Here is a 12060-nt window from a genome sequence, read left to right as displayed (position 1 = left end):
GTGGCACTTCCGTGCCTCGCATCCGCCGATTCGCCCACGGGTGTGCTTGAGATCGGTCGGATGGGCCCGGTTGGTCCGGCATGAAACCCTCTCGCACACGCCATGACATGGAGGTCCCATTGTGGGTGGCCGAGAGATATCGCGCGGATCACTGTTCCCAATGCCGGGAATGCCGGTGTTCCGGGTGACGGGTCACCCGGAACACCGGCAGGGTATTGCCGTCAGTCGCCGGAACCGGGCTCGGCGTCGATGACCGTCGCATCGTGCAGGCGGGGACGGCGTTCGGCGATGACCGGATATTGACCGGTGAATCCCGAACGCTCGGCCGCGATCCGGGCGACGCGATTACGGGCCAGGAACCAGCCCAGAACCATCGTCGGGAGCACGATCAGGAACATGGCGCCCACCGCGCCGCGTTGGACCGGGTCGCCGCTGAAGAGCATCAGCAGAATGATTCCGACCAGGAAGACCAGGGTCGCGTAGCTGGTGTACGGGGCCCCCATCAGGCGGAAGGCGGGACGTTCGGCCCGGCCTTCACGCCACCAGCTCCACAGCTTGAGCTGACACAGGACGATCGCGCCCCAGGCGGCGATGGTGCCCAGCGCGGAGATGTTCAGCACGATCTCGAACGCCTGCTCGGGCACCACGGCATTGAGTCCGACGCCGATCAGCGCGATCGATCCCGTCGCCAGAATCCCGACATAGGGCACGCCGGTGCGCGACATCCGGGACGCGATCGCCGGGGCGCTGCCGCTGATCGACATCGAGCGCAGGATGCGGCCGGTGGAGTACAGCCCGGCGTTGAGGCTCGAGAATGCGGCGGTCAGCACCACCAGGTTCATCACTGATCCGGCCGCGGGCACACCGAGTTTCTCGAAGAAGGTGACGAAGGGGCTCACTCCGGCCTTGAACGCCGAGGTCGGCAGCAGCAGTGTCAGCAGCACCAGCGAGCCGACGTAGAAGAGGGCGATGCGCGCGATCACGGAGTTGATGGCCCGCGGCATGATCTTCTCGGGCTCGGCGGTCTCGCCGGCCGCCGTGCCGACCAATTCCACTGCGGCATAGGCGAAGATGACGCCGGTGGTGACCAAGACCAAGGGCAGGAAGCCGGTGGGGAACAGGCCGCCGTGATTGGCGATCACCCCGATTCCGGTGGGCTGGCCGTCGATTTCGAACCGGCCGCCCAGCACGACCACGCCGATGACGAGGAAGGCGAGCAGAGCGACCACCTTGATGAGCGCGGCCCAGAACTCCAGCTCGCCGAACCACTTCACCGAGATCAGGTTGATGCTCACCACCAGGGCCAGCGCGACCAGGGCGATCAGCCATTGTGGCAACACTTGGAAGACCGACCAGTAGTGCAGGTAGGTGGCGACCGCGGTGATGTCCACGATGCCGACCATCGCCCAGTGGAAGAAGTACATCCAGCCGACCGCGAAAGCCAGCTTCTCGCCGTAGAACTCGCGTGCGTAGGAGACGAAGGAACCCGAGGACGGACGGTGCAGCACCAGCTCGCCGAGGGCTCGCAGAATGAAGAAGACGAAGATGCCGCAGACGGCGTACACGAGGAACAGACCCGGACCGGCGCTGGCCAGGCGTCCGCCCGCGCCCAGGAACAAGCCGGTACCGATGGCACCGCCGATGGCGATCATCTGCAGCTGACGGGGGCTCAGGGATTTGTGGTAGCCGGCATCCTCAGCGGACAGCGCATCCGTCGGCAGGTCGGGCGGTCGGACGGTGGTCATGATGGGGACCTTTCGAGGTGACGCGGGTCATATCCATCTGCAATGTACCGTTGTTTAACGGTTCATTCAACAGGTAACAAGAGACGTAACGACGCCGAAACCTCGCCTCCGCCAACGGTTTCAGCGATCGACCCGGCATGACCAGCCTTGATTGATCATGCCGCTGAATAGCGGTACATTTATCGGCGCACCTGAACGATGGAGCTGCACATGGCGTGGTTCGAACGGGAATTCATCGCGGTCCCCGAGGAACATAAGAACCAGTTGGTCTACAAGTGGCCGGACCGCAATATTCGCCGCTATTCGCGAGCGATCGTCGACGCGGACCAGACCGCCCTGTTCATGAAATCGGGGCGGGTCATCGCGAATCTGGGTCCGGGCCGCCATCGCATCGATGCCGACGAGTTGCCGGTCCTGGGCGCGCTCGTGGACACCCTCACCGGCGGGAACCACTATCGCGCCGAGCTGTATTTCGTCTCGACCCGCGAGTTCCCGGGCAACAAGTTCGGCGGCCGTCTCACCGATATCACCGACCCGGTCAGCGAGCAGGTGCTCTCGCTGCGCGCGTTCGGCGAGTTCGGTTTGGCGGTACGTGATCCCGCGGCGCTGATCACCGGGTTCAACGGCACCGCCGATCCCGCCGATCGGGGCGTCACCCCGGCCTGGTGCGCCGAGCTGCTGCTCAAATCCATGAAAATCTGTGTGACCCAGGGTATTTCGCGAGGAACGTGGCCGGTCATCGGATTGCCGGGCGTGCTGCCCGCGATCGAGTCCGCTGTTCTGCGGCACGCGAACACCGCGCTCTACGAGTACGGGCTGCGGATCCCCCGGCTGGGCAATTTCGATATCACCCTGGCACCCGAAGACGCCGATCGGCTCAAGCGACTGGCCAAGGACTCCACCTACATTCGCATGACCGGGGACTTCCAGCGCTACGCCTTGGGCGAGCTGGCCTTGGGCGCGGGGCAGGGCATGACACGCGGGAGTGACGGCAGTGGGCTGCTGGGCGCGGCGTTCGGGCTGAACGCGCTGCAGCAGCATCCCTGGAGCGCCCCGGCCGCGCCACCGCCGGACTCGGGAACACGGTGCCCGGATTGCGGTGCGGCCAATCCGGGGGTGGCGCGGTTCTGCATGAGCTGCGGGGCGGGCCTCGCAGCCGGGCGGACCGCACACTGCACCCGGTGTGCCGCCGAGTTGCCGGCCGATGCTCGCTTCTGCGGCAACTGCGGCACACCGGTGCCCTGACCGGAAGGTGGGAGCGAGCCCGGTTATCGCTCCCACCTGCCTCGCGGCGCGTCCGTTTCCGGTCAGGACACCTCGCCGCCGCTCACCAGGCCACGCACCTGCCGCGCCGCTACCGACAGGGTGGCCATGTCGAACGTGGCGGCGGTGAAGATCTCTTCGAGCGTGGCGCGGGCCCGGGATAGCCGGTGCTGGTTCAGCGATTCCCAGTGTGCGACTTTGCCTTCCGGCGTGTCCTCGGGGCTGGTGGCGTTGAGGACGTCGCTGGTCAGCGTGCGCAGCGAGTCGTAGAGATCGTCGCGGACGGCGAGCCGGGCCAGGGTCCGCCAGCGATCGGTGCGTTCGAGGCCCACCACGGCGTCGAGCAACCGCTGAATGGCGAAGTGCTGGTCGAGGGCGTAGTAGAGGTCGGCCACCTCCTTCGGGTCGCGTTCGGTGAGTTCGGCGACGTCGATGATGTCGAGTGCCGGGAAACGATGGATCAGCAGGTACACCTCTTCGGCCAATTCGCGGGGCGCGCCGCGGTCGATGGCCGATTGCGAACGGGCGGTCAGGCTGTCGGCGATGGCGCCGGGCTTCCAGGCGGGCACGTGCGCGCCCAATACCCGCACGCCGCCGCGATATCGGGTGATGTCGGCGCCGACGGCGAGGGGTTGCGGCCGGTTGCTGAGCAGCCAGCGCGAGGCGCGATCCAGGGTGCGCTTGGTCTCGAGTTCCAATTCGTCGCGCACGGCGGTGGGCATCGGCGTGGTGCGGATGCGCTGCCACAGCTCGGGCAGGCCGAAGATCTCGGTGACCGCGGTGAACGCGCGGACCGCGTCATCGGTGGTGACACCCATTTCCTCGACCAAGCGGAAGACGTAGCTGATGCCGCCGTCGTCCACGACGCGGTTCACCGCGGCGGTGGCGATGATCTCGCGGCGCAGCGGATGCCGGTGCAGCGCACCGGCATAGTGCGACCGCAATGGTTCCGGGAAGTAGGCCGGCAGCAGCGCCGACATGGCGGGATTGTCGGGGAGTTCACCGGCGAGCAGCTCGGCGGTGAGCGCGAGTTTGACGTGGGCCAGCAGGCAGGCGAGTTCCGGTGAGGTCAGGCCCGTGCCGGCGGTGACGCGTCGCTGCATCTCGGCGTCGGAAGGCAGCGCCTCGAGTTCGCGGTCCAGCGCGCGGCGGGTTTCGAGGTCCAGCAGCATGCGCCGGTGCACCGCTGCCATGGGGTCGGCCTGGGCGCGGGAGATGCCGAGCTGGAAGTTCTGCGAGATGTTGTCGCGCAGCACCAATTCGGCGACTTCGTCGGTCATCGACGCCAGCAGCGGATTGCGGTCCGCCTGGGCCAGTTCGCCGCTGGAGACGAGCCCGTCGAGCAGGATCTTGATATTGACTTCGTGGTCGGAGCAGTCCACGCCGGCGGAATTGTCGATGGCGTCGGTGTTCATCTTCCCGCCATTGCGGCAGAACTCGATGCGCCCGAGCGCGGTGGCGCCCAGGTTGCCGCCCTCGCCGATCACCTTGACCCGCAACTCGTTCGCGTTCACCCGCACCGCGTCATTGGACTTGTCGCCGACCTCGGCATTCGTTTCGGTGGCGGCCTTGATGTAGGTGCCGATGCCGCCGTTCCACAGCAGGTCCGCCGGCGCTTTCAGGATGGCGGTGACCAGTTCCGGCGGGGCCAGCGTCGTGGTGCCGGGGGGCAATCCCAGTGCTTTGCGGGCTTGTTCGCTGATCGGAATCGATTTCACGGTGCGGTCGAACACCCCACCGCCCTCGCTGATCAGCGACCGGTCGTAATCGGCCCACGAGGAACGCGGCAACGCGAACATCCGCTCACGCTCGGCGAACGACGTGGCCGCGTCCGGGTTCGGGTCCAGGAAGATATGCCGATGATCGAACGCGGCCACCAGACGAATGTGCCGTGAGAGCAGCATGCCGTTGCCGAACACGTCACCGGACATGTCACCCACACCCACCACCGTGAAGTCCTGAGTTTGGGTGTCGATGTCCATCTCGGCGAAATGCCGCTTCACCGACTCCCACGCACCACGGGCGGTGATACCCATCGCCTTGTGGTCATAGCCGGCCGAACCACCCGAGGCGAACGCATCCCCGAGCCAGAAACCATAGGACTGGGCAACGTCATTGGCGATATCGGAGAAGGTCGCGGTGCCCTTGTCCGCGGCCACCACCAGGTAGGTGTCATCACTGTCGCGACGCAACACCCGCGGAGGCGGCACCACAGCACCGGTCGCGCGATCGACATTGTCGGTGACATCCAGCAGACCGGAGATGAACGTGCGATAGCAGGCGATGCCTTCGGCTTGCAGTGCCTGCCGATCCGCCACCGGGTCGGCGCTCGCGGCCGGCGGCTGTTTGACCACGAACCCGCCCTTCGCGCCGACCGGCACGATGACGGCGTTCTTGACGGCTTGGGCCTTGACCAGGCCCAGGATCTCCGTGCGGAAGTCCTCCACCCGGTCCGACCAGCGCAGGCCGCCGCGTGCGACCGTACCGAACCGCAGATGCACACCCTCCACCCGCGGCGAGTACACGAAGATCTCGAATTGCGGCCTCGGCTTGGGCAACTCGGCGATCCGTTGCGGATCGAGCTTGAACGACAGGTAGTCACGCGGTAGCCCCGCGTCGTCGGTGACGTAGTAGTTGGTGCGCAAGGTGGCTTCGACGAGGCTCAGCAGTGCGCGCAGGATTCGGTCCTCGTCCAGGCTGACCACGTCATCGATGGCGAACCGCAGCCGGTCCACCAGGTAGCGCGCATCGGGCCCGAATTCCTTGGCATCGACATCGAAGCTGACTTCGAACAATTCGACCAGGTTGCGCGCGGTCATGGTGTGTGCCAGCAGGACTCGGGCGATCTTGCCGAAGGTGTAGGGGAATCCGGTCTGCCGCAGGTATTTCGAGTATCCCCGCAGTACTGCGATCTGACGCCACCGCAGCCCCGACCGCAGTACCAGTTCGTTGAGCGCGTCGATTTCGGCGTGGCCGAACCACATGGCGGCCACCGCGTCGGCGAAGCGGCGCCGCAGGCCGTTGTCCGCGTCGCTCGCGGCGGCAGCGGCGAGCTCGGTATCCAGATCGATGCCGGCGGCGGGTACGCGCAGCCCGAAATCGTAGATCCAGCGGCTTTCCCCGCCGGGCAGGTCGAGCCGGTACGGCCGTTCGTCGACGACCTCTACTCCGAGGCTGTGCAGGATGGGTAGCACGCGGCTGAGCGAGACGCCTTCGCCGTGCACGTACAGGGTGAAGCGCCATTCCCCGGCCGCGGCGTCGGAATGGCGGTACAGGTGGGTGTCGATGTCGCCCGCGGTGAGCCGCCGCAATCGATCGAGGTCTGCCAGTGCCCGTGTGGGCGTGAATTCCTGCTGATAGGACACCGGGTAAGCCGCCGCGTATTGTTTGGCGATCTCCGGCGAGACCTCCGACATGGCGGCGGTCTCGGCCACCAGGAGATCGCCCCAGGTCCGCGTGGTGGCGAACAGCAGCTCTTGCACTCGTTCGCGCTGGGCTTCGGTGACTTGGACCGACTGTGCCGCTTCTCGCCGGTGCACGGTGAAATAGACGACGGCGAGCTCGGATTCGGTGGCGCGGGCCGAGTAGGCGATCTGCTCGGCGTCGAATTCCGCGCGCAGGATGTCCTGCATACGCAGGCGCACCTCGGTGCTGTAGCGGTCACGCGGCAAATAGACCAGGCAGTAGAGCGCGGCGCTGCGCGGATCGGTGCGAACGAACAGCCGGACCTGCCGTCGAAGGCTGAGATCCATGACGGCGGACACGGTTTCGAACAGGCGTCGGGCATCGGTGGAGAACAGTTCGGTGCGCGGGAAGCTCTGCAGCATTTCGAGCAGTTCCTGACCGGAGTACGAGTCCGGCCCGAAGTCTGCCCAGTCGATGACCTTGCGCACCCGTCGCGAGATCACCGGAATGTCGAGGATGTTCTCGTGCTGTGCGATGACGGTGAAGGTGCCGACGAAGTGATGGGTGCCCCGTAGCCCGGCGCGCTCGCCGGCGAAGTCGTCGATACTCACCAGATACCCGCCCGCCGATCCCGGCAGTACCGCGTCCAGTGACAAGGTGGCCAGCCGCAGGACCGGGCCGTCGGGGAGATGGACGGGCAGTTCCGGGCGGATGTCGAATCGCTCATGGCAGATGCCGAGCGGAGCGGAGCGTTCCGGAACTTCTTCGCCCGCACCGGGTTTCGCGGGTTCATAGCGATAGCCCAGGACCGTGAAGCGGCCGTCGGCGAACCAGCGCAGCAGATCGGGGTAGTCCGTGCTCTCGCCGTCGGCGGCGATCGTCGGCGCGTTCGCCAGATCGCGGGCGGCGTCGTGCATCAGCGCTGACATGTCGGCGGCATCGGCGGCGATCTGTCGAACGGCGGCCAGCAGCGGGGGCAGGTCCGCCTCGATCTGGTCGAGGATGTCATCGGCGACGTCGGTCCCGAGCTGCACGTGGATCCAGGATTCGTCCACGGCCAGATCGTGTTCGCCGGCTCGGGTCAGTGCGGCGTGCGAGATGGCGCGCACCTGCCCGTGCTTGTCGCGCAGCACATGGAAGACCGGATGCACGATCTGGGTGACGGTTGCCCCCAGGCGGTGCAGCATTGAGGACACCGAGTCGACGAGCAGCGGCATGTCGTCGTTGACGATCTGGATGGCGGCGCCCAAGCCGGCGTCGTCCTGCGGTCGGTACACCCGCATGGTGGCGATGCCGGGCCGCCGGGTCGCGGCCACCGAACGGTGTGCCCGCAGGATGTGTTCAGCGCGGGCGGCTACCGTGGCCGCCGGGGTACTCGGGGCCAGCCAGCGAAAATAGACCTCGTTCAGGTCGAGTGGTTCCACGGGGATCTTGCGGAGCGAGACCCGTTGCTGCTGGGTAATTGTCACCATCGACCGCACCTTTCGGAGATCTGATCCGCACCCTGCGGTTACGGAACTCGTATGTTGTGCCGTTATTTAACGGTACATTATTTATCGTCTTAATATGGTCGGTCGCGGTCCATACCCGACCGGTCTCACCGCGACAGCGCGCCTCGCGAGACGAAGGCCCGCGCGGCGGACTGATCGGTGAAGGCATCGGTTTCGACCCGCACCCCCGACTGGGTATCGGCGAACCACAGCCGCGTGGACGGCCCGATCGCGATGAACACCGTGCCGTCCTTGATCACCGCGGTCGCGGTCGAACGCCAGCGGCGCAATTCCTCAGCGAGCTCGCCGGAGCCGAGCGTCCGGACCGAGAACTGCAGGTCACGCCCACCGGCCAAGCGGCCTGCCAGCAGCGGGTCCGACGCCGCCACCGTGCACTGCTCCCCGCCGGACAACGTGGGCGCGCAGTGCGCGGCCGTGCGCAGCGCGACGGGCAACGATTCCGACGGTGTGGCCCAGCCGAGCAGAGGGGTTTGCGGCCTGCTCCACCACACCAGGGCCGATGCGCACACGATCAGCAGCACCACGGCCCCGGACGCGGCCCGCCACTGCCATCGCGTCGGCAGCTGGGATGCGAAACGGGCCACCGCCGATCCGGTGGCGACGACGCCGCGGCCTACCTCCTCGGCGACATGCTCGGCCTCACGCGCCCGCGCCCACGTCATCGCCGGCGGTGTAGGCGTTGGAGTGAGGGCTGGTTCCCGGACCGAGATGCGTACCGGCCCACCACAATTGAGGCATTGCGTGGTTGCCGTCGGCATCGCAGATCCGCAGTATTCACAGACCGCGGCCCCATGGGATCGGTGATCGAGTTCGCTCAATGTCCGGTGATCACAATCGATGAGAGGGCGGTGACGTTCACCCCGGTGGCGCCCTGCGACTCCAGCACCGTCAAAACGATTTTGGAGGCGGTCACCGCCGGGCTGAATTTCGTGGTCACCAGGGTGCGCTGGTCCAAGGTGCGCTGGGTGTAGGTGGTGCCGTCGTCGAAGTGGTAGGAGACTCGGCTCGCCGTTCGGTATTTCGGCCATTGGTCGGTGCCGTCGGCGGCGACGGAATCCCAGCCGGGCACGAGCCCGATCGACTCGACTTGGTAGGAGCGTCCGAGGTCGATGGTGAGCACTTGGCCGTCGGCCCGGTAGGCGCGTGCACACGACCAAGCCTTGCCCGGTCCGGCGAAGGCGTCCATGGCCGGGGTGCCGCCGGGCGGGCAGTGGGACTGGGCCGAACGTACTTGAATCGCGGCGGCCGCCGCGGTCGTGGTGACGGGTGCGCCGGCCGTCGTCGCCGCGGTGGGATTGGCGGACGTCACGGTGGCGTAGACGGTGCTCGCCGGCGGATCCGAACCGCCGGAAAGCACGAACACCATGATCAGCAACAGCGCCAGCGTCGCGCCCAGTGCCAGCGCCACTTTGGGATTGCGGAGCCGCATGAGCAGCTCGGCGCCGTTGAAACCGCCGCGTGCCCGCCGGGTGTGCCGGGGCTGTTCGGCCGGCGCGGATTCGGGCGCGCTGTCGCGATCCTCGGGCAGATGTGCGGCGAAACCGAAATCTGGTGTTTCCGTGGGTGTTTCACCGCTGAGCAGGGCCAGAATCCGATCGCTGGCCTTCGGTCCGGCGTCGCGTTCTCGTGCGACGGACACCGGATCGGGCAGCGGATCCGGTGATTCGAACTCCCCGAGAATGCCGGGATCGAAACCCGGGATTCCCGGCTCGCTCAATTCCGGGTCGGACAGCAGCGCGTCGAGGACCGCATCACGGTGACGGAGAAAGACATCCCCGGTTTCCTCGTCGGACATGCACGAAAGGGTATCCACCCGTTGATATTTCGGGCTTCCGCTGTTCCCGCTGCCGAGAAGGCGCCGACGTGCGCCACGCCGGCGTTTCGGTCATTCCGGCCCGAGCCCTTCAGCGCCGGCGAGGGCCCGCTCGCTACGGCGGACCGCCCGCGGGCGTGCGAATCCGTTCAGCGGCTTTTGGTCTCGGTGACGAAGTACTCCGGGGGCACATCGAACACACGGGCCAGTGCGATGATCAAATCCAGACGGGGGATCGCGTCACCGTGAATGAGGCGATACAGGCCCGACTGCGATACCGGAACATCCGGATACGCCAATTCCAAATGCTGGGCGAGTGAATAGAGGGTCAGCGATCGAGTCGCCCCCGCCTCGGTCGACACCAGCGATTCCGAGATCAGCTCCGAGAGACGGCTGGAGAATATCGCCGCGGCCGCTTGGCGCGGACTCTGAGCGTCCTCGTTTCCCGCTTGCCGATCATCGCCCTCGGTAGGCTCGGAATCCGTTACCACGCCGACAGACATTACCGTCGCACCTCCGCTCATTCATCCCAGGCATTCGCGGCGGCGGCCGACGCCGATGCGCTGTCATCGTATTCGGGTCGTTCGGAGTCGGCGGCCGGCTCGAAATAGCGGGTCTCGCCGTGCGGTTCGATCAATTCCACCGTCACCGTGCGCATCGGGATGGCGACCGCGACGGTCGTGGCATCGATCTGATCGATCACCAGGTCCGCGTCGCGGTGGCGGCCGATTCCGGGTTCGGTGAGCGCGACGACGGTCGGGGCCGCGGCGGCGCGGGGAGCGAGATGATCGAACACGGCGATCCCGCCGGCTGTCGACTCGGCCGCGTCGGCCTCGGCGGCGGTCGCCAGCCGCAGCGCCTGCGGGTCGCCGACCGCAGCGATCAACTGCCACCAGCGTTGCGGGTGTACCGAGTACACCACCACTTCGGCGCCCACGACGACCGCGCGCAGCACCAGCTGCTGTGCGACCGCCAGTTCGGCGTGGACGTCGATCGTTCGCCGGCGCGGCTCGTGTCGGGTGGGATCGAACAGCGGCAGCGCCAGCAGGTGCCGGTCGGGTCCGCCGAGCGCGCCGATGATCTGCCCGCTCGGGCCGATCGCCACCCGGAGTTCCCGCGTGCGGGCCGCGGGCAGACCGGGTCCGAATTCCTTACCGCGCAACGCCGACGGAGAACCGGCCCCGGGCAGTGTGGCCCGGAAGGCGGTGGTCTGGCGGCCGGAGAGCAGCCGCAGGTAGGCGGGCGGGGGATCCTCCGGGCTCGGCCCGACGTATCGGACCAGGGCTCGGGTTCCGGTGCTGGAGAGCGCGATCGCGATCGTCGTCCAGCCGCGATGCCAGCGCCAGCAGTCTTCGAGGCCGGGCGTTTCCACTCGCGTCCAGTCGACGGCGAAGGTGGTCACCGTCCGGCCCGCGTGCGCGGTGTCCAACTGTCCCCAGCGTTCTCGCAATTCGCTCGGTTCGACACCGGCGTGCAGCCACTGGGTCATCTCCCCCAGTGCGTCGGCGGGCAGGACGTGCGCGGCTACCTCGCGTTCGCGCAACCGGGCGGCGATGCGGTGAGCCGCCGCCGCCAGCGCGCGGGGGCCGGATTCGGCGCAGGGGCCGCGCCGGGTGAGGACTTGCAGGTTGCGTCGCTGATCCAGGCGGATCACCAGCCAGGTCGAGCGCTGCCCGATCACCGGCCGGGATCCGATCAGCTGGTCGTAGACCTTGCTGTAATCCAGGTCGGCGCGCGTGCGCCGGCCGTGGGTGACGATGTCGATGTCGACCGTGATGCCGTATTGGTCGAGCATCCGCAGCAGCAGGTCGACCGGCACCGTGTCTTCGGTGTACACGGTGCGGTCGGCGATGACGGTGGGCAGGTCCAGGTCGGGTGCGAGCCGGATCACCGCCACGAGTACGTCTCCGTCACAAAGGATTCCGCATATCCCCGCCGCCACCTCTACATCCCCCAGCGGCGGCTCCTCGTGCAATGTCCGCAGGCGGGCCGCTCGGCCGAAACGGAAGGCGCACCGGTCCGACAACCATCGGATCGGGCTGCGCTGCCGGATGGGCGTGCCTGCCAGGACGAGCACGGCCGCCGCCGACGCCACCGCCCACCAGGGGGCGTGCGCGGATAGCAGGAACAGTGGCGGCAGACCACCGATCAGCAGTATCGCGACCGGGCCGCGGTCGATGCCCAGGTCAGCCACGGCGCCGCCGACTCATATTGTTTGCCCAGGTCAGCGCCGCACCGGTCAGCGTGAAGCCGAGCGCGACGAGGACGGCGGTGATGCCCGGCCGGCGATCCGCGGCCGGCGGTGGCGGGGGCACGGCCAGGG

Annotated in this window: 7 protein-coding genes; 1 reads left to right on the top strand and 6 read right to left on the bottom strand. The window is 67.3% G+C overall.

Going from position 1 to position 12060, the window contains the following annotated elements; translation table 11 throughout:
* Positions 1–221: 221 nt before the first annotated feature.
* A complete protein-coding gene (locus tag NY1_RS37215; protein ID WP_067721969.1) occupies positions 222–1745 on the bottom strand; it encodes an amino acid permease in 1524 nt (507 codons plus the stop codon).
* A gap of 210 nt (positions 1746–1955) precedes the next feature.
* Between NY1_RS37215 and NY1_RS37210 the strand changes: the two genes are divergently transcribed.
* Entirely contained in the window at positions 1956–2990 is a 1035-nt protein-coding gene (locus tag NY1_RS37210) for an SPFH domain-containing protein (RefSeq protein ID WP_067722059.1), read from the top strand.
* Positions 2991–3052: 62 nt separating this feature from the next.
* On the opposite strand, the gene NY1_RS37205 is transcribed toward NY1_RS37210, so the two are convergent.
* The 5 genes from NY1_RS37205 to eccE form a co-directional block, all read right to left on the bottom strand.
* Positions 3053–7885: an NAD-glutamate dehydrogenase gene (locus tag NY1_RS37205; RefSeq protein WP_067721968.1), complete on the bottom strand. Its 4833-nt coding sequence runs from the start codon at positions 7883–7885 to the stop codon at positions 3053–3055.
* 125 nt (positions 7886–8010) lie between these two features.
* Positions 8011–8586 (bottom strand): hypothetical protein, encoded by a 576-nt coding sequence (locus NY1_RS37200; protein ID WP_067721966.1) that lies wholly within the window; start codon positions 8584–8586, stop codon positions 8011–8013.
* Between the two features lie 152 nt (positions 8587–8738).
* Entirely contained in the window at positions 8739–9719 is a 981-nt protein-coding gene (locus NY1_RS37195) for a discoidin domain-containing protein (RefSeq protein ID WP_067721964.1), read from the bottom strand.
* A 167-nt stretch (positions 9720–9886) separates the two neighbouring features.
* Positions 9887–10261 carry a helix-turn-helix domain-containing protein gene (locus NY1_RS37190; protein ID WP_233434653.1) on the bottom strand — a complete coding sequence of 125 codons (375 nt, stop codon included), beginning with the start codon at positions 10259–10261 and terminating at the stop codon, positions 9887–9889.
* Positions 10258–11931: a type VII secretion protein EccE gene (gene eccE / locus NY1_RS37185; RefSeq protein ID WP_067721962.1), complete on the bottom strand. Its 1674-nt coding sequence runs from the start codon at positions 11929–11931 to the stop codon at positions 10258–10260. Before eccE ends, NY1_RS37190 begins: the two co-directional genes overlap by 4 nt.
* Between the last annotated feature and the right edge of the window lie 129 nt (positions 11932–12060).

Source organism: Nocardia yamanashiensis NBRC 100130 (assembly GCF_001613325.1).
GTDB lineage: Bacteria > Actinomycetota > Actinomycetes > Mycobacteriales > Mycobacteriaceae > Nocardia > Nocardia yamanashiensis.
Note: the sequence above shows the minus strand (reverse complement) of the source record. Positions and strands in the feature narration are given on the sequence as shown.

Coding starts and splice junctions, on each gene's coding strand:
- NY1_RS37215 (WP_067721969.1), bottom strand. CDS start 1,745: ATGACCACCGTCCGACCGCCCGACCTGCCGACGGATGCGCTGTCCGCT.
- NY1_RS37210 (WP_067722059.1), top strand. CDS start 1,956: ATGGCGTGGTTCGAACGGGAATTCATCGCGGTCCCCGAGGAACATAAG.
- NY1_RS37205 (WP_067721968.1), bottom strand. CDS start 7,885: ATGGTGACAATTACCCAGCAGCAACGGGTCTCGCTCCGCAAGATCCCC.
- NY1_RS37200 (WP_067721966.1), bottom strand. CDS start 8,586: ATGACGTGGGCGCGGGCGCGTGAGGCCGAGCATGTCGCCGAGGAGGTA.
- NY1_RS37195 (WP_067721964.1), bottom strand. CDS start 9,719: ATGTCCGACGAGGAAACCGGGGATGTCTTTCTCCGTCACCGTGATGCG.
- NY1_RS37190 (WP_233434653.1), bottom strand. CDS start 10,261: ATGAGCGGAGGTGCGACGGTAATGTCTGTCGGCGTGGTAACGGATTCC.